Origin of the sequence: Paraburkholderia sp. BL6665CI2N2 (genome assembly GCF_004366535.1) — a bacterium.
Lineage (GTDB): Bacteria > Pseudomonadota > Gammaproteobacteria > Burkholderiales > Burkholderiaceae > Paraburkholderia.
Window position 1 is genome coordinate 1015318 of sequence record NZ_SORC01000001.1, and the last position, 17232, is coordinate 1032549.

At 61.2% G+C, this 17232-nt stretch carries 16 protein-coding genes; 10 read left to right on the top strand and 6 right to left on the bottom strand.

What is annotated here, in order from left to right; genetic code table 11:
• Positions 1 to 18 precede the first annotated feature (18 nt).
• The 3 genes from B0G81_RS04495 to B0G81_RS04505 form a co-directional block, all read right to left on the bottom strand.
• Positions 19 to 462, bottom strand: coding sequence for a hypothetical protein (locus B0G81_RS04495; protein WP_134133673.1), 444 nt, complete (start codon positions 460 to 462; stop codon positions 19 to 21).
• A gap of 178 nt (positions 463 to 640) precedes the next feature.
• Positions 641 to 1465 carry an isocitrate lyase/phosphoenolpyruvate mutase family protein gene (locus B0G81_RS04500; protein ID WP_134133674.1) on the bottom strand — a complete coding sequence of 275 codons (825 nt, stop codon included), beginning with the start codon at positions 1463 to 1465 and terminating at the stop codon, positions 641 to 643.
• A gap of 395 nt (positions 1466 to 1860) precedes the next feature.
• On the bottom strand, positions 1861 to 2733 hold the full coding sequence (locus tag B0G81_RS04505) for a LysR family transcriptional regulator (protein ID WP_134133675.1): 873 nt from the start codon (positions 2731 to 2733) through the stop codon (positions 1861 to 1863).
• Between the two features lie 191 nt (positions 2734 to 2924).
• Between B0G81_RS04505 and B0G81_RS04510 the strand changes: the two genes are divergently transcribed.
• The 9 genes from B0G81_RS04510 to B0G81_RS04555 all read left to right on the top strand — a co-directional run bounded on the left by B0G81_RS04510 (position 2925) and on the right by B0G81_RS04555 (position 14193).
• Complete coding sequence (locus tag B0G81_RS04510; RefSeq protein WP_116146164.1) at positions 2925 to 3890, top strand: sugar ABC transporter substrate-binding protein; 966 nt, start codon at positions 2925 to 2927, stop codon at positions 3888 to 3890.
• A 73-nt stretch (positions 3891 to 3963) separates the two neighbouring features.
• Positions 3964 to 5577 (top strand): sugar ABC transporter ATP-binding protein, encoded by a 1614-nt coding sequence (locus B0G81_RS04515; protein WP_134133676.1) that lies wholly within the window; start codon positions 3964 to 3966, stop codon positions 5575 to 5577.
• Between the two features lie 2 nt (positions 5578 to 5579).
• A complete protein-coding gene (locus tag B0G81_RS04520; RefSeq protein WP_134133677.1) occupies positions 5580 to 6584 on the top strand; it encodes an ABC transporter permease in 1005 nt (334 codons plus the stop codon).
• 279 nt (positions 6585 to 6863) lie between these two features.
• Positions 6864 to 7802 carry a ribokinase gene (gene rbsK, locus B0G81_RS04525; RefSeq protein WP_116123059.1) on the top strand — a complete coding sequence of 313 codons (939 nt, stop codon included), beginning with the start codon at positions 6864 to 6866 and terminating at the stop codon, positions 7800 to 7802.
• Positions 7803 to 7923: 121 nt separating this feature from the next.
• A complete protein-coding gene (locus B0G81_RS04530; protein ID WP_134133678.1) occupies positions 7924 to 9027 on the top strand; it encodes a nucleoside hydrolase in 1104 nt (367 codons plus the stop codon).
• Positions 9028 to 9726: 699 nt separating this feature from the next.
• Complete coding sequence (locus tag B0G81_RS04535) at positions 9727 to 11493, top strand: CHASE2 domain-containing protein (RefSeq protein ID WP_134133679.1); 1767 nt, start codon at positions 9727 to 9729, stop codon at positions 11491 to 11493.
• A complete protein-coding gene (locus B0G81_RS04540) occupies positions 11493 to 11882 on the top strand; it encodes a hypothetical protein (protein WP_243856354.1) in 390 nt (129 codons plus the stop codon). The genes B0G81_RS04535 and B0G81_RS04540 overlap by 1 nt, the downstream gene beginning before the upstream one ends.
• Positions 11883 to 11956: 74 nt before the next feature.
• The gene (locus B0G81_RS04545; protein WP_243856355.1) at positions 11957 to 13591 is read left to right on the top strand and encodes a M48 family metalloprotease; all 1635 of its coding nucleotides are present in this window, start codon (positions 11957 to 11959) and stop codon (positions 13589 to 13591) included.
• Between the two features lie 341 nt (positions 13592 to 13932).
• Positions 13933 to 14193: a hypothetical protein gene (locus B0G81_RS04555; RefSeq protein ID WP_134133681.1), complete on the top strand. Its 261-nt coding sequence runs from the start codon at positions 13933 to 13935 to the stop codon at positions 14191 to 14193.
• A gap of 18 nt (positions 14194 to 14211) precedes the next feature.
• Here the strand turns inward: B0G81_RS04555 and B0G81_RS04560 are convergent, their stop codons facing one another.
• The 3 genes from B0G81_RS04560 to B0G81_RS43470 all read right to left on the bottom strand — a co-directional run bounded on the left by B0G81_RS04560 (position 14212) and on the right by B0G81_RS43470 (position 16672).
• On the bottom strand, positions 14212 to 15549 hold the full coding sequence (locus B0G81_RS04560; RefSeq protein ID WP_134133682.1) for a HAMP domain-containing sensor histidine kinase: 1338 nt from the start codon (positions 15547 to 15549) through the stop codon (positions 14212 to 14214).
• Positions 15550 to 15657: 108 nt separating this feature from the next.
• Positions 15658 to 16392: a WHG domain-containing protein gene (locus B0G81_RS04565; RefSeq protein ID WP_134133683.1), complete on the bottom strand. Its 735-nt coding sequence runs from the start codon at positions 16390 to 16392 to the stop codon at positions 15658 to 15660.
• A gap of 124 nt (positions 16393 to 16516) precedes the next feature.
• The gene (locus B0G81_RS43470; RefSeq protein ID WP_166678921.1) at positions 16517 to 16672 is read right to left on the bottom strand and encodes a hypothetical protein; all 156 of its coding nucleotides are present in this window, start codon (positions 16670 to 16672) and stop codon (positions 16517 to 16519) included.
• Between the two features lie 234 nt (positions 16673 to 16906).
• On the opposite strand from B0G81_RS43470, the gene B0G81_RS04570 reads away from it, so the two are divergent.
• Positions 16907 to 17113, top strand: a complete 207-nt coding sequence (locus tag B0G81_RS04570; RefSeq protein ID WP_134133684.1) for a hypothetical protein — start codon at positions 16907 to 16909, stop codon at positions 17111 to 17113.
• Positions 17114 to 17232 lie beyond the last annotated feature (119 nt).

Consider the following 17232-nt stretch of genomic DNA (forward strand, 5'->3'; position numbering starts at 1 on the left):
TCGGCCGCCTGTCTACAGTCAATTGGTGCAAATTACCGCGGTCAGCAGCAATGGGATGACCGAGTGCACCTTGGCGGTGCTTCCGGACGCGCGCACGCGCGTTTCGACCGACTCGCTCGGCGCGGACAACACGACGCCGTATAACGGGCCCGCGAGCGCCTGGCCGCGGCCTTTCTTGAACATCCCGTCGTCCGGCTCATAGCCGAGTACGGCGTACACGCGAAAACCGAATACGGTCATGTCGCTGCCGTGCACGGGACGAAACGCGTTGACGGAGTTCTTGTCGACCCGCATGGGATTGGACTCGATGTACTTGTCGTCGATGAGTTCCGTAATGAACGCGTGGGGACGCGCCTGGCAGTCGAATTGTGCGTCGAGCGCGTAGGCGTGCGATGCCACCGGGCAGAAGCCGACGCTTGAGGCGAGGAGTGCGGCAAGCACTCTGAAAGGACGAAGTTTCATAGCTGACATGCCCGAGCTGCGGGCGTCGGCAGACTGAACGCACGCTAGACATCAGTCTCTCATGGCTACGCGAACTGCGTACGTTCGTCAGCGAACCATGGCGGCGTCGCAGCCCGGTGCGGGCCGCCGCGTTGTCGACCGCCCGCATGCCCTTTTCGTCACCTCACGACACCTCAACTCACCGGCGGTTCTCAAACAGCTCGTTGAGTTGCGAGCCCGGCGCCGCGCCGGCAAAGCCGTCGAAGCGGCCTTGAGCGAGCGACTGCGCGGCCTGCATGAAACCGCCCCACGCCGCGCGGGCCAGCGCGCCGCCGACGCTGATGCGCCGCACGCCGAGCGCGGTCACGTCCTGCAGCGTGAATGCCGACGTCGAGCCGATCAGCAGATTGACGGGCTTCGGCGCCACGGCGGCGACCACCGCCTCGATCTGTTCGCGCGTCTGAATGCCCGGCGCGTACAGACAGTCGGCGCCGGCCTCCGAATAGGCCTTGAGTCGCGCAATCGCGTCGTCGAGATCGGGCGAGCCGGCGAAGAAGTTCTCCGCGCGGCCGACCAGCAGCGTATCGCCGCCGTTTTCGTCGATGGCGCGGCGCGCGGCGCTGATCCGTTCGACGGCGACTTCGATGGAGAATAGCGGCGCGGCGGCGTCGCCCGTGGCGTCTTCGATTGACAGGCCGGCCACGCCGGTTTCGATGGCGAGCCTGACACTTTCCGCGACCTCGTTCGGCGTGCTGCCGAAGCCGTTCTCGAAGTCCGCGTTGACGGGCAGGTCGGTCGCTTCGACGATCTTACGCAGATGCGCGAGGATCGCGTCGCGCGGCAAGCTGTTGTCGGCGTGTCCGGTGGACCAGGCAAAGCCGGAACTGGTCGTGGCAAGCGCCTGGAAGCCGAGCGAATGCAGATAGCGCGCGCTGCCGGCATCCCATGGATTGGGCAGGACGAAACAACCGGACGTGTGCAGGGCTTTGAACGCGGCGCGCTTCTCGGCGACGGTGCGGGACATGGCGTATCTCCTGAAAACGGACGAGCCTGAGCTGCCCGTGCTGGTTATGCGACCTCGAGGTCCACGACCGGGAAGTCGGTTTCGGTGTCCGCCGGGCGCGGATCGCCGGCGTGCTGGACGTTGTGCATGCGATGGATGCTGGTTGCGGCGGGTTCCATCATCCGCGAAATCGTTGTTGCTGTGTGCGACATACGTAGGTTCGGATGGGCTTCTCCGCTCGCCGCTCCGGAGCGCGCCTTTCGACACGCAACGGTGAGGCAACTCCGTGACTTCCCCGATTCCTGTTGCAGCAGCCGGCGTCGCAGTACCATGAGGCACGATCGCGCTCAGTTTCGCGCAGGTTAGCCGTAACCGGCCGATACGTTAGCGTTCGTTCGTTCGTTCGTCAGGCGGCGTCAGCGGAAAATCTCGGCAATCAGGTTCGCCACGGTCCGGATCCGCTCACTGTCGCGCAGCGCCGGATGCAGCACCATCCACACGTCCTGATCGAGCGCCTTGATGTGCTTCTCCACGCAGACGAGATCGCTGGTCGTGTCGCCGGCTAGCTGGGCGAGTATGCCGAGTCCTGAGCCGCCCAGCACGCCGTCGAACACACCCATGCCGTAGCTGCTGCGCAGCGACGGCGCCGGAGCGCCGGGCAGCGCCCCCAGCCATTGCGTCGCCGGGTGATCGGGTTGACGGTCGTCGTAGCCCACGAACGAGAGCTTGTCCCACTCCTTCTTCACGATCGCGGCCTTGTGGCGCAGATAGTAGTCGCGCGAGCCGAACAGCCCGAAGCGGATCCTGCCGATCCGGCGAACATAGAGATCACCCTCTTCGGGGCACTCGGACCACAAAGCGATGTCCGCCTCGCGCCGCGCAAGGCTATAAGGACGCCGCGAAGTCAGGACTTCGATCGCGAGTCCGGGCAGTCGGTCCTGAAACGAGCCGAGCAGCTTCAGCAGAATGTACGACGGCCATTCGACGGCGTTGATCCGCACGGTGCCATGCGCGGGTGCGCCGCCGTTCACATCCGCGGCGCGTTCGATCTGGTGCGCCAGGTCCTCCATCTGTTCTGCCCAGGCCAGCACCTTGGCGCCGAACGCCGTCACGGTACAACCCGACGGCACGCGGTCGATCAACGGTTCGCCCAGCCGCCGCTCAAGCTCGGTCAGGCGGCGCGACAGAGTCGGCGCGCTCAGGTCGCACGCCGCGGCGGCCGAGCGCATGGTGCCTTCGCGGGCGATCGCCACCAGAATGCGCAAGTCGTCCCAATCCACGTGTTCCATTTTTGAAACGATAAGTTTTGAAATTTGACATAGCATAACGCAGTTCGCGAGGATAGGATTGGAGCTGGCCATACTTGCCCAGCATACGGGACGACCCTGATGGATCAGCCAGTGGCGGCAAGTGCGGCGTTCTTACCCATCACACGACTCAACGGCTCTCAGTAGACCGAACGAGCGATACGGAGACATCAATGATTCGCCATTTTCTACCGGCGCGCCGTCGCGCCATCGCAGCCGGCGCAGCTTTCCTCGCTGTGTCGATTTTGCCGATGCCGGCAGCCTTTGCCCAGGCCGCCCATAAACCGAAAGTCGCTCTGGTGATGAAGTCGCTCGCCAACGAGTTCTTCCTGACCATGGAAACGGGCGCCAAGGATTATCAGAAGCAGAATCCGGCGAAGTTCGATCTCGTCACCAACGGCATCAAGGACGAGACTGACACCGCGAACCAGATCCGCATCGTCGAACAGATGATCGTTTCGAAGGTCGACGCGCTGGTGATCGCGCCGGCTGACTCCAAGGCGCTGGTGCCGGTCCTGAAGAAAGCGGTCGATGCCGGCATCATCGTGGTCAATATCGACAACAAGCTGGACAACGACGTGCTCAAGTCGAAAGACCTGAACATCCCGTTCGTCGGGCCGGATAACGCGAAGGGCGCACAGAAGGTTGGCGACTACCTGGCCAAGCACCTGAAGGCGGGCGACAACGTCGGCATTATTGAAGGTGTCACCACCACAACCAACGCGCAGCAACGCACGGCCGGCTTCAAGCAGGCCATGCAATCGGGCGGCATGAAGGTCGTCGCGCTGCAATCGGGCGAGTGGGAAATCGACAAGGGCAACGCCGTCGCGAGCCAGATCCTCAACGCGAATCCGGACGTCAAGGCCTTGCTGTGCGGCAACGACAACATGGCAATCGGCGCCGTGTCGGCCGTGCGCGCGGCCGGCAAGACAGGCAAGGTGCAGATCGTCGGTTACGACGACATTAACGCGATCAAGCCGATGCTCAAGGACGGCCGCGTGCTCGCCACCGCCAATCAATACGCCGCCAAGCAGGCAGTGTTCGGTATCGACACGGCTTTGAAGGCGCTTTCCGAACACAAGAAGCAGTCTGAATTGTCCGGCGTCGTCGAAACGCCGGTCGATCTGGTCACCAAGTAAGACAGGTGCAAGGTGTGGCCCGCTCCGTCAAGGGGCCACGCCGTCTGATTTCTGTCCAGCCTGAATCAATCTGATGTCCACTCCAATTTCATCCCTTGCTGACGCCGCCCCCGTGCTGCGCGTGCACGGCATCGGCAAGACCTACGCCGAGCCCGTGCTCGCCGATGTTTCGCTCGAATTGCACGCAGGCGAAGTGCTGGCGCTGACCGGCGAAAACGGCGCGGGCAAGAGCACCTTATCCAAGATCATCGGCGGCCTCGTCACGCCGACCGCGGGTTCGATGACCCTCGGCGGCGCGGCCTATACGCCGGCCAGCCGCAACGACGCCGAGGCGCTCGGCGTGCGCATGGTCATGCAGGAGCTGAACCTGCTGCCCACGCTCTCGGTGGCCGAGAACCTTTTTCTGAACCGTCTGCCGCAGCGCGGCATGTTCGGCTGGATCGACCGCGCCAAGCTGCGCGAGGATGCACGGCATGCCATGGCGCAAGTCGGCCTCGACGCAATTGATCCCGACACGCTGGTCGGCACGCTCGGCATCGGGCATCAACAGATGGTCGAGATCGCGCGCAATCTGATCGGCGATTGCCGCGTGCTGATTCTCGACGAACCCACCGCGATGCTGACCGCCCGCGAAGTCGATCTGCTGTTCGAGCAAGTCGAGCGGTTGAAGGCGCGCGGCGTCGCGCTGGTGTACATCTCGCATCGGTTGGAAGAATTGAAGCGTATCGCGAGACGCGCTGCCGTGTTGCGCGACGGCCGGCTCGTACATGTCGACGAGATGGCCAATCTCACCACCGACCGTATCGTGACCCTGATGGTCGGCCGCGATATCGGCGACCGGATCGATCTCGGCGAGCGGCGCATCGGCGAGGTGGCCTTCAAGGTCACCGGCATGACGCGCGAGCCGGTGGTGCGCGACGTGTCCTTCGAGGTCAAGGCCGGCGAGATTTTTGGCATCAGCGGACTGATCGGCGCCGGGCGCACGGAGTTGATGCGGCTTATCTATGGCGCTGACCGCGCGGACGCGGGCACGGTGTCGATCGGTCGCGAAGGCGGCGCGCTTGAGCCTGTGGCGATCGCTTCGCCGTCTGACGCCGTGAAGCACGGTATCGCGCTGATCACGGAAGATCGCAAAGGCGAGGGACTGTTGTTGACCCAACCGATCGCCGCCAACATTTCGCTGGGCCACTTGCGTTCGGTGTCGAGCAAGGGCGTGGTGGACGGCCGTCGTGAAGCGGCTTTGGCGCACCAGCAGATCGACGCGATGCGCATTCGCAGTTCCGGGCCGTCGCAGCCGGTGTCCGAGTTGTCGGGCGGCAATCAGCAGAAGGTGGTGATCGGCCGGTGGCTTGCGCGCGATTGCACGGTGTTGCTGTTCGATGAGCCGACGCGCGGCATCGACGTCGGCGCGAAGTTCGATATCTATGCATTGATGGGCGCGTTGGCTCGCGAAGGTCGAGCGCTGGTGGTGGTATCGAGCGACCTGCGCGAATTGATGGCGATTTGCGACCGGATCGCGGTGATGTCGGCGGGACGCATGACGGGCCTGTTCGAGCGCGGCAACTGGACTCAGGACGCGCTGCTGGCGGCGGCATTCGCGGGCTACGCCAAGCGCGATGACATGTTGCACGAACCGATCGAACCCGACGCGAAAGCGCCCGACGAAAGTAAATTAGTGGAGTATTGAGCATGACCGTTGAAACCAGTCTGCCTACACTGCAGAACGAACCACCCAAAAACGCAAAGCCACTTGGCACGCGACTCGGATTGTCGAACTACCTTGGATTGCTCGGGGCGCTCCTCGGGATGATCGTGCTGTTCTCGCTGCTGAGTTCGCACTTTCTGACCTACGACACGTTCAGCACGATCGCCAACCAGATTCCCGATCTCGTCGTGATGTCGATCGGCATGACGTTCGTGCTGATCATTGCCGGCATCGATCTGTCGGTCGGCTCGGTGCTGGCGCTCGGCGCGGCGCTCACGAGCGTCGCGGCCCTGCAATGGCATTGGCCAGCGCTGCCCGCGGCCTTGCTCGGTATGGCGGGCGCGACGCTGACCGGCTGCGTGACCGGCGCGATCACCGTGGCGTGGCGGATTCCGTCGTTCATCGTGTCGCTCGGCGTGCTGGAAGCCGCGCGTGGTCTCGCGTATCAGTTGACTAACTCGCGCACGGCTTATATCGGCGATGCCTTCGATTTTCTCTCCAACCCGGTGGCGTTCGGCATCTCGCCGGCTTTCATCATCGCCATTGTGGTGATGGTCGCCGCGCAGTTCGTGTTGACGCGTACCGTCTTCGGACGCTATCTGGTCGGTATCGGCACGAACGAGGAAGCGGTGCGGCTCGCGGGCGTCAATCCGCGGCCTTACAAGATCGCGGTGTTCGCGATGATGGGACTGCTCGCCGGCCTCGCTTCGCTGTTCCAGATTTCGCGGCTCGAGGCGGCGGATCCGAATGCCGGGCAGGGTATTGAATTGCAGGTGATCGCGGCGGTGGTGATCGGCGGAACGAGTTTGATGGGCGGGCGCGGTTCGGTGACGAGCACATTCTTCGGCGTGTTGATCATTTCGGTGCTGGCCGCGGGTCTTGCGCAGATCGGCGCGACCGAGCCGACCAAGCGCTTCATCACGGGAGCGGTGATTGTCGTGGCTGTCGTGCTGGATACTTATCGCAGCCGGCGTCGTCGCGCCGGGTAATTGTGAACGTCGCGTGGATGGTCAGCAGCTTTGCGTGGGACCGGAGGAAGGGCTGAAGCGCTAACTTTGGTCGACCGCTTTGCATGGGACCAAAGTAAACGCTAAAGCACTAACTCTGGTCGACCGCTTTGCATGGGACCAGAGTAAGCGCTAAAGCGCTAACTCTGGTCGACCGCGTTGCATGGGACCAGAGTAAGTGCTAAAGCACTAACTCTGGTCGACCGCTGTGCATGGGACCAGAGTAAGCGCTAAAGCGCTAACTCTGGTCGACAGGAGAAAATGAAAGTGTCAAAAGAAACGAAGCAAGGCCGGGTGCTGGTAGTGGGCAGCATCAATACGGATCTCGTCGCGCGCGCGCCGCATTTGCCGCGCCCCGGCGAGACGATTGGCGGACATGAGTTCTCACAGGTCGCCGGCGGCAAGGGCGGCAACCAGGCGGTTGCGGCCGCGCGCATCGGCGCGCAGGTGGCCATGGTCGGATGCGTCGGCAAAGACGCGAACGGCGCGCAGCGCGTCAAGGATCTGGAAGCGGAAGGGATCGACTGCAGCGGCGTGGAGGTCCACCCGGGCCAGCCGACCGGTGTCGCCATGGTGACGGTGTCCGATGACGGGCAGAACACGATTGTCGTGGTCGCCGGCAGCAACGGCGAACTCACGCCGGAAAGCGTGGCTCGCCATGAAGCTGCCGTCAAGGCTTGCGATGTCGTGGTGTGCCAATTGGAAACGCCGTGGGATTCTGTTCACGCAACCCTCGCGCTCGCTCGACGGCTCGGCAAGATCACCGTGCTGAACCCGGCGCCGGCGACGGGGCCGTTGCCGGCGGAATGGCTGCCGCTAGTCGACTACCTCGTGCCGAACGAGGTCGAGGCCGCCATTCTGGCCGGCCTGCCGGTCGAATCGCAAAGCGGCGCGCGGCGTGCGGCGACGGAGTTACAACAGGGCGGGGCGCGCAATGTGATCGTCACGCTCGGCGCGCAGGGTGCTTATCTGCTAGTGGAAGGCGGCGAGGGCATGCATTTCCCCGCGCCTCAGGTGCAGGCGGTCGATACGACGGCGGCCGGCGACACTTTTATCGGCGTCTTTGCCGCGCAACTCGCCTCACGGCAACCGCTGGAAAGCGCGATCAGCCTCGCACAACGCGCGGCGTCGATCTCCGTGACGCGCGCGGGTGCGCAGCCTTCGATACCGACACGCGCGGAAGTCGACAGCGCAGCCTGACACGGATGCCGGTTGTGACATGAGGCGCTCCGGATTGCCACTTTTGGTGGCTCGACGTTGATTTATCGGCACCATCTCACGATGGTGTTCCCTTGTTAATCACGCTCTCCAATGGACGAACATGAAATCACAATACGTAGGCATGCTGATGATGTCGCTGGGACTGGCTGCGTGCGGAGGCAGCATATCGACCACTGATCCTCTCGCCAATGCGCCGAAGGTCATCATCGATTCAGACTTCAACACGATGGGCGACGACGGCCAGCTTTTCGCCATGACCACGCAGTTGATGGGGCAGGGCAAGGTCAATCTGCTCGGCCTCACCGTCGTTACCGGCAACGACTGGTTGCTGCAGGAAGAGTCGGATGCGCTCAAGGCAGTGGAGAGGATGGGCGTGCAAAACGTCGTGGGTGTGTACGGCGGGGCCCGTTATCCGTTGCAATACGATGTAGCGAGTATTCGCGCGCAGCAGGCCGCCAATCCGAACGGCTACTTCGGCGCGTGGAGCCGGCCCGAGCCGACTCAGCAGTCTCAACTCGTTGCGCCGCCGGACGGGTTCGCGGCGTCGACGAAACTGCAGGCACAGGGCGCGGCGGATTTCATGATTCAGACCATCAAGCGCTATCCGAACCAGGTCACTATTCTGGAGGTCGGGCCGCCGACTAACCTTGCCACGGCGATCATGAAGGCGCCGGAGATCGTGCCGCTGATCAAGCGGATCGTATACATGGGCGGCGCGATGGCGGTGCCGGGCAATGCGAATGCCGTGGGAGAACTCAACTGGTGGTTTGATCCACTGGCTGTGCGCACGGTATTGCAGACGTCGATTCCACAAGCCGTGATTCCGCTCGATGTGACGAATACGGTGCCGCTGACACAAAGCGTGTATGACCAGATCGTCAACAATCCGAGCAAGCAGACCGCGGTGACGAGGGCGTATGGGATTGCCAATGCCGGGGCGTTCGCTAGCAATACCGATCTGTTCGATACGTTGACGATCGCGTATTTCCTTGATCCTGCTTACGCTACGCAAACAAAGAGTGCGTATCTGGATATCGATACGACGAGCGGTGAAGATCAGGGGCATGTGAAGGTATATCCGGACCAGCCGGCGGCAGGAGCTTCGCCGCAGAAGATCACTTATGTCACGCGGTTCGATAACAATCGGTTTTTTGGTCTTTATGTGGATCTGCTGACAAGGCCTGTGCCGATTGCGTTGCCGTGATGGTGCATCCTGGCCCACGGTCGACCTCGACAATGGGTTCGACCGTGGGCATGTCCTTTGCCCTGGCTATTCGTTTGGCTTAATGCATTTCCGGAAAAGCCGGTTCTTCAGCGTGACGGTTTACCGCCTATTGGCTTGACGTGCGTCACTAGTCAAAATGCGCTGCCGCCCGCGACCATTCAGGCATGTTCTTGCCCGCACGGGCGCTTGGTCGATTTTATTGCGCTCATCAACGTTCCCTGTTCCGACGCCGTTCGTCCTGATCGGCGGCCCGTTAGTCACGGATCCGATGTTGGAGCCACGTCACGCAGATACTCCGGTCGTGATCGCAGGCGGTGTGGAACGGACGACAACCAATAGTCGTAATCCGCCACCCCCCGCGCTGTCTGAAACCTTCGTTAGTCGTCTGCCTGACAGTCGGGACGCTTTTGGCGGTCGATTACTAACTATCGGCTGATGTACGCAGCGCAGACTTTCGCGATGTAATGGAAAAAAGAGGTGGCAGAATCTTAGTCATCCAGATGAAAAATAAAATATGCGGATCGCGACCGTGTTTGTTCATACGTAAGAAGCTCTACAGAAATGCACCATTGCATGCTCCGCCTCGCGTTTACCCGATGGAAATTAAGCTAACGAAACGATTGAGGATTTTCTAGACTCATTTTGTTATTTCGTTCCACTGATATTCCGGGCTGGGCGATGGCGACCAAGGATAAAGAAAAAGCGCAGGAAGGTCCGAACCACGAACGTGTCGGATTTCGGTATCTATTGGGTCGCGCTGCTTTGTCGGTGGTGCTGGGTATGCTGCTGGCAATTGCTGTGCCATCACGCTTTAGTGAGGAAATGGTCTCGCAGACGATTGCACGCTTTGCGGCACCGTTCTCGGGCTATCTGTTCGACTATGAGCGCAAGAACGATATGGCGGCGGACCCGCGCGGCTGGAAAGGCACGGACATCACAGTGCTCGTCATTGACCGAGAGGCTTTGGCGGGCTGCAGAGAAGTCTGGCCGGCTCATTACCCGTTCTACACCTGGCTTCTAAGCTACCTCAACAGATTCCCGCCGAAGGGTCTTTTCATCGACGTGATCCTTTCCCAATCCAGAGGCCGAGGTTCCGGTGAACTTGAGAGGACCACGTGTGCAGGTGAACTCAAGGAACCCGCGCATTCTGACGGGAACGCGCACGTTACTGAATTTGACGGGTTCAAAAAGGCCCTTACGAGTCTGACGTCAAGGGGGACACGCGTATTCTTGGCGGCCCGCCGGACGCCGGAGAACATGCTCGTCACCAATCCGGAGCTCGACAATGATGTTGACTTGAAGACAGTGAAGCGCGTCGGCGTTGAGTTCTCCGCACATGCGGTAGACCGGCTCGCCTGGACTTATCCTCTTGTATATCCGAAAGAGTCCCCCTGTGAAGAGGAGCAGGGACCGAGTACGGATCAAGCCGAGGACTGCGACGGGAAGGTTCCTGACATTTCAAAGGACAGATGCCAATTGAGTGCCGCCTTCGCCATCTTCGAAGATATCTACGAAAAGAGAGACGGTAGGATTGTGGTGCCGTGCAACAGTGCCAAATTCATGTCCGTGACGTGGCCTTTGGACACCGCGTCAGATGGTCTTCTATGGCGCGTGTCTAAGGACGAAGAAAACGAAGCGCGCCGTGACTCCTGGATTCGAGTGGACCAGGGCGATGACGACGGACAAATGTACTGTACCTCGAGCGACAGCGAGTTCACGCTCTTGATACGCGCTGAAGCGCGTGCGATCTTTCGCCCTGCAAGTCGGCCCCTTTGTGTTCACTATCGAACGATTCATGCGAGCATGTTCCAACGAAAGAGCGGTGACGGACGGGCGAACGGTGACGGACGGGCGAACGGTGACGAGACTGGATTGGACGATGTACTAAGGTCTGCGTTCAAGGACCACGTCGTGATGATCGGAACAGCGTTCGCTTATTCGAATGACCTTATTCTTTCGCCACTTCAGGACCGCATACCTGGCGTGTTTCTGCATGCTGTGGCACTTGATAATCTTTTGAGCCATCACAGCACATTTGAAAATATCGAGGCGTGGGAGCCTAGGTTGATTATGCCTATGAACAGATGGTGCAGGCTGGGGCTCTATACAGTAATTGGCATTCTGGCGATGTTTTTCGTTGTGGTAGGTAAGAGCCGCGCTCGAGAGCGGTTTAAGCGATTCCATCGAGAACGCAGTCGTTGGAAAGCGCGCTTTTCGGCTCCCTGGTGGAGAGCGAAGCAATCCACGGCACTTTTCAATCTGACATTCTCTCTCGCGAGCGGAATCGCCCTCGTGGTAGTTGGCGTGGCGATGATTCTTATCGGCGAGTGGATGCAGATCCCGTTTCTCGTGGTGGCGCATGTGATCGCGTGCACGATAGCAGCCGAATTTTTTGAGTGGAGCGAACACCTGTTTCGCTGGATCACCGATATGAAGGAGAATTGATGATGCGGAGAATTCACGATGCCCGACAACAGATCAGACATGCACTTCTTGCCACGACGGCGGTCGCGGTGTTCACATTGACGACAAATGGCTTTGCCGCCGCTGACGACGCAAAGTCTTTTGTCGATGCGCAAAAGCCCGGCGGAACAGTAAAGCTTTACAGCGCGCCAGGCGAAAAAGAAGGGGTCATGGACGCGCCGACTTTGCCGCTCGCGGTCGAGGGTCCTTCCGAACGCGGCTTTTATCCTGTGAAAGTCGACGGCAAGCCCTATTGGGTTGACGGCATGTCTGTAAAGGTAGTTCGCAAGGCACAGATCGCACGCTGCAGCGAGTCTGCCGGCGTTCAGTCGGCCGCGACTCTTGGCGCCGCCACCAACCGGTGCCATTAATCATGTCCACCGGACGGCGCTACTTCTGTGGTGCATGCGCGAGTCTTCTACTCGGCGCATGCGCGGACGTCAAAATGCCAGGCGCAATATCGAACCTGAACATCGGCGGCGGCTCCGCGAAAGGACCCACCCTCGACACCGTCGGATCGATTCCGCCGCCACCCGCGCGCGATTGGCCCGACATCAAACTCGACCTGATGAATGCGCGAGCCGACGGCTGGGGTCTCGTCCCGATGCCGGAGATGGAGGCATATCTGAACGGCCTGCTCGCGACGATCAAGAAAACCGCGGGCACGCCGAGTTATCCGGGCTCCGTGCATATCATCTCCGAGACCGGACTCAACGCAAACTCGAGCGCGGGCGGCAATATCTTCGTGTCGATCGGCTGGTTGCAGTCAGCCGAATCGGAGGACGAGATATTTGCGATCCTCTCTCACGAATTCGGGCATATCTATCTCAACCATCACGCGATTTTTGACGCGCGCACAGCCGGTGATACGTCGCTTGCCATCGTGTCGCTTGCCTGGACAGTGACGAATAAATCGCCGACGTCGAACGCGTGGACCGGAGTCGACAATATCGCTGTGGTGCAGACGCTCGGCACACGCGTGTTGTTCCCTGCCTGGCAACGCAACGTCGAAGAACAGGCAGACCGCTTCGGTGCGACGATCAGCCTGCGTTGCGGCTATTCCTACGTCGACGGTTTCAAGGCTTTCTTCGAACGCGTCATTGCATACGATCAGGATGCCAAAGCACGCCGGAAGAAGCTGCACGAAAAGCAACTGCAAGCAGGGCGAGAGAAGGCCGGACAGCAGGCTGCGGCGCAGGCGCGTACTCAGCCTATCGCGCCGGCTGTCGGCGGCGGTGCAGCGCAAACGGTGAATCAGCTCAGCAGCATTGGCGAACTGCGCGACGCGGTCGCACAGTACACGTCCGCGCGCGCGGGCGCCCAGGCGAGCGTCGCGGAAAATCTCTTCGACGCGCGTGCGGTCATCGACGATCAGATCGCGGCGCAACTCGAAACTTTGCATGACGATCACGGCGACCCGGCCGCTCGCGAGGATAACCTGACCGCACTCGTGCGCCCGATGCTTGGCGACAAACTGCCCGATGCACGGCCCGAGCCTTGGAATGCAGCGCGCAAGCGTGGCTCGACGCCGCTCATTCTGGCTCACTACAAGGCCATATCCGACATGCAGGATCTGCAAGCGGCGGGCAACTACTCGCAGGCGCTGCAGGTGGCTCTAACGGTCGCATCCGGTCCCACGGCGGACCATGCCTACCCCGTGTTCCTGTTGTCGAATCTGATGACACTTTCGCGGTCGGCGCCGCCGGATACGCAGGCGCAGGTGCTGCGGCGCAACCTGGCTTCACGCGACCGCTCGTGGGCAGTGCAGACCAACCTTGCCAGCCGCATCGGACAAAAAGACCCGAAGCAGGGCGAAGCATTCTTGCTGCAACAGTTCGATTATTTCGGCCGGACGTCGGTGACCTGGCCTAACGTGATCTCGTGGTATCGCGAGCATGGCGATATGAACCGCGCCAAACAGTTGGCTACCACTTGTTGGACAGAGCATCCGGAAATGCGTGCTGCCTGCGTCGCCGCTTCGCAGGCGCCCGCGCAAAAGAAGAGCGACGATCAGGCCGGTGGGTTCAGTAAGGCGTTCGACAAGATGCTAGACCAGGCTAAGGGGCTGTTGCCGAAGTGAGGGGGCGAATGGGTTTGTCGCTCGATATCGTCGTCGGCGTAGCGGAGTGTCATGACGCGATCATTCCGAGTATCGCCGTGCCCGCCGCTGCGATGCCAGTCCACACCGCCTAGCCAGTTCCCACTGGCAGCGTGCGAAGCAGGGCAAAGCGGGTCACTCGAACTCCCTCATTCAGCGCTAATTCTGGGCGCGCAATATGTATTCGTGGCTGGCCGGGGTACTTCGTAAAGAACCGCCGTTCGATTGGCAACGGAGTCGCGAAAAACCGGCCAACAACTTCGCGATAGCGCGAGCCGTATTCCATACCCAGAATGAAGCGGGAATTTCGAAGGAGAAGGACAATGAACAAGTTTTTGCGCAACACACTGATCGCCGGCATGATCGCTTTGCCGACTGCGGCGTTCGCACAGCCCGCCGCGCCGATCGATGAAATGCAGGTCGAAACGGTGGCCTATGAAGTGATCGGTATCGATTCGCCGCAGATGCCGGCGCATACGGCTGCGGCTATCGGCAGCAACGGCACGCATGCGAGTACAAATCCCACCGAATGGTTGCATCCCAGCTATGACGTGGGCTTGAAGTCGATTTACTTGCGTCACTAAAACCGGATATGAAACGCATCAACCGGCACCATCCGGCTCGATCGGCAAACTGACCGTCGCAACGATGCCGGACTGCCCGTCATCGCGATTGCGCAGCGTTACCGTCCCGCCGTACCGCGTGACAATCGCTTTCACAATCGATAGCCCGAGCCCACTGCCTTCAATGTCCGTATTGGCGCGAAAGAACCGGTCGAACACGCGGGGCAGCAGGGTTTCGTCGATACCGAAGCCGGTGTCCTTCACTTCGACAGAGACCATGCCGTCATGCACGCGGGTCGACAAATCGATCGTGCCGCCGTCGGGCGTATAGCGAACCGCATTGCTGACGAGGTTCTTGATCACCGTGCCGATGTCGAGTTCGATTGCGCGCACGTTGGCGCTGACCATTTCGTTCGCGCCGATATCGATGCCACGCTGCATGGCAATCGGCAGCACGTCGGAAATGGCGTTGACGACGGCGGCCGCGACATCGACGCTGACCATGGCCCGTGTCAGCGATTGACCAACCGGCGGCGCGTCCGCGCGCGCGAGCCGCAGCAACTGCGAAATCAGATTGCTGCTTCGGGTGATGCCGCCCTGGAGCGCGCGAAACCGTTCCTGATTGCTGGGCACAATGTCGCGTTGCAGATTATCGGCCTGCAATTGCAGCGCCGTAAGCGGCGTGCGCAACTCGTGCGCGGCGTCGGAAATGAATTTGCGTTCACTCTCGATAGAGCGGGCAAGCCGCTCTATCATCAGATTGATCGAGCGGATGAAGGGCAGCAATTCAGTGGGTACGCGGGCGAGCGGCAGCGCCTGCAGATGGTTCACGTCGATAACGCGGACTTCGTTGCCAAGCCGGTTCAGTTCCCGCAACGAATGATTGACGACGAAGATAACAGCGGCCCACACGAGCGGAATGAACACGACGATCGGCCAGAGCGTCTTCGTCGCGGCGGTTTCCTCGATCTCTTGACGTACTGAGAGGCGTTGCGCGACCTGCACGGTCTGAGCGCCGTCGCGAGCCGTATAGATCCGCCACCCTTCGCCATTCACTACCGGCGACGTGAAGCCCGCGGCCGCATCGCGCGGCAGGAGCAGCGATGGCTCAGTGGTTCGCACCGGCTGCGTCTCGCCATCTTTCCAGATGACGATGAAAATATCGCGCGCGTCTTGCGATCCGCGCGCCGGAACCTTCGGAATGCCTTCGCCAAAACCGATTCGCAAACGCGATGCGACCTGTTCCATGCGCAGGTCGAGCACCGCGCTCATGCCGGCCACGCAGAACTGGTAGGAACTGACGCCCTGCAGAATGGCGAACAGGCTCACCACGGCGCCAATTGCGATAACGAGCTGGTTGCGGAGCGATTTGAGCATGTAGGTGGGCGACAAGAGGAACGAGTGACCAAAACGCGAGAGCGCGCGCGCCATTGCGGCATTAACGTCAGGGTGGGCGCTCCGGCATTGCGACGTGAGGGCTCCCGCTCATTTTCGGCCTTTGCCTGCGGGGTCGGCGGGAACGATCTGGACGTGCTCGATCGCGGCTTCCACCAGATCTTCGGCGCTGCGTATACCGTCGGCGGATGCGGCCAGCGCATTCAGGCGTCCGTCGATGAGAAGCAAAGCCAGCCCGTGAACGTACGCCCACGCCGCGGTCATGGCAATGGCCTGAGCCGCAGTGATTCGGCCTGGCGAGAATCTATCTTCGTCGGCGCGTTCGGTGGGCGCGCTGACTACGCAGGCCAGGGTGCGCGCGGACGCTAGCCGCGCCTGCACGAGGGCCGGGCGCGCCGCGTCGAGCATTTCGCTGCGCGACATGAGGTGCAGCAAATCTGGATTGGCCACCGCAAAGCTCACGTAGCCGCGGGCGATGGCTTTGCGCCGCGCCTGGCCCGCTTCGATACCGTCTGCCTGCGCCGCCATCGTCGCGGCGAGCCGCCGGTGTCCGCTGGCGGCGAGTTCGCTCAACACGCCGGCGGTGTCGCCGAAATGATGCTGGGGCGCCGTATGCGATACGCCGGCTTCACGCGCAATGGCGCGCAACGTCAAGCCGCGAATGCCGTCGCGCCGTAGCACGATCTCCGCCGCTTCAAGCAGCGCATGGGGCAGCGCGCCGTGGTGATAGGGTTTCTCGCGTGACGCGTGGTCGGCTGAGGTTTTAGCGGGGGCTGCGGCTCTAGGTGAGGTGGACGTCTTGCGGCGTGACGTTGCTTCTTTCATGGTTACTGGTCGCGGGCAGTATTTTTACAATGAAAAGATATAGTGACCGGCTGATACGGAAAAGTCAAAGACGAGCGAGCGCATCATGTCGCGGGCCAGGTCGTTCCAGTCGGGCAAGATAGAGTTACAGCGGTAAGATCCGGCCGGCATCGCGATGTTTGACGACATGCCGGTGTGTCTCGCCGGCCACGCCGACCAGCAACAGAAAGATCGAACCGATGGCCGCGGCACTCGCGCTCGCCACCGAGATATCTATGAGCCATTCAAGGAAGTCGGCCATGGGTCGTCCCCTTCGTTACCATGGCGATGATCGTATCGGGCTTGAATTAGTGGTGAATTAGCGCGGCGTCAGGCTAACGTATGCTTCGCAGCTGGCGGGCGCTACACCCCGAGTCCAGGCCGTGCATCGGCACACGGCCTGGACCATTGCCGGCCGACCTGGTAGCATCACGCGCAGAGACGCCGTGGCTGGTCGGCGGCCCTGCAACTCGCTGGACATCTGGATAGATTGGGTATGGAAAAGAAACGCTCGCGGATTCGCCGGGAAGCGCTGTGCCCGCCGATTGGCGCGCTGCTGCGCTATCAGGCACGCATCGTACGCGTCGTGGCGGAAGCGCGCGGCCAACGCGCGATGATCGAATCGCTCGACACCACGGGCCGCACGTTTGTCAGCACCGTGAAATGGAACAGCCTGCACGAACTCGGCGCCCAACTGTTCTGATAGCAAAGGCCGTCGAATCGGCCTGAAATAAGCGGCAAATCAAATAGTGGGAAGCAGGCGTGCGGCATTGGCCTCGTGATATTAGGGAATGCCTAAGCTTGAGCCGGCGGCGTCCAGCG

Excerpts from the sequence above, each read along its gene's own strand:
- B0G81_RS04515 (WP_134133676.1), top strand. The coding sequence starts at position 3,964 with ATGTCCACTCCAATTTCATCCCTTGCTGACGCCGCCCCCGTGCTGCGC.
- B0G81_RS04555 (WP_134133681.1), top strand. The coding sequence starts at position 13,933 with ATGAACAAGTTTTTGCGCAACACACTGATCGCCGGCATGATCGCTTTG.
- B0G81_RS43470 (WP_166678921.1), bottom strand. The coding sequence starts at position 16,672 with ATGGCCGACTTCCTTGAATGGCTCATAGATATCTCGGTGGCGAGCGCG.
- B0G81_RS04495 (WP_134133673.1), bottom strand. The coding sequence starts at position 462 with ATGAAACTTCGTCCTTTCAGAGTGCTTGCCGCACTCCTCGCCTCAAGC.
- B0G81_RS04545 (WP_243856355.1), top strand. The coding sequence starts at position 11,957 with ATGCCAGGCGCAATATCGAACCTGAACATCGGCGGCGGCTCCGCGAAA.
- B0G81_RS04520 (WP_134133677.1), top strand. The coding sequence starts at position 5,580 with ATGACCGTTGAAACCAGTCTGCCTACACTGCAGAACGAACCACCCAAA.
- B0G81_RS04535 (WP_134133679.1), top strand. The coding sequence starts at position 9,727 with ATGGCGACCAAGGATAAAGAAAAAGCGCAGGAAGGTCCGAACCACGAA.
- B0G81_RS04540 (WP_243856354.1), top strand. The coding sequence starts at position 11,493 with ATGATGCGGAGAATTCACGATGCCCGACAACAGATCAGACATGCACTT.
- rbsK (WP_116123059.1), top strand. The coding sequence starts at position 6,864 with ATGAAAGTGTCAAAAGAAACGAAGCAAGGCCGGGTGCTGGTAGTGGGC.
- B0G81_RS04530 (WP_134133678.1), top strand. The coding sequence starts at position 7,924 with ATGAAATCACAATACGTAGGCATGCTGATGATGTCGCTGGGACTGGCT.
- B0G81_RS04500 (WP_134133674.1), bottom strand. The coding sequence starts at position 1,465 with ATGTCCCGCACCGTCGCCGAGAAGCGCGCCGCGTTCAAAGCCCTGCAC.
- B0G81_RS04565 (WP_134133683.1), bottom strand. The coding sequence starts at position 16,392 with ATGAAAGAAGCAACGTCACGCCGCAAGACGTCCACCTCACCTAGAGCC.
- B0G81_RS04510 (WP_116146164.1), top strand. The coding sequence starts at position 2,925 with ATGATTCGCCATTTTCTACCGGCGCGCCGTCGCGCCATCGCAGCCGGC.
- B0G81_RS04570 (WP_134133684.1), top strand. The coding sequence starts at position 16,907 with ATGGAAAAGAAACGCTCGCGGATTCGCCGGGAAGCGCTGTGCCCGCCG.
- B0G81_RS04560 (WP_134133682.1), bottom strand. The coding sequence starts at position 15,549 with ATGCTCAAATCGCTCCGCAACCAGCTCGTTATCGCAATTGGCGCCGTG.
- B0G81_RS04505 (WP_134133675.1), bottom strand. The coding sequence starts at position 2,733 with ATGGAACACGTGGATTGGGACGACTTGCGCATTCTGGTGGCGATCGCC.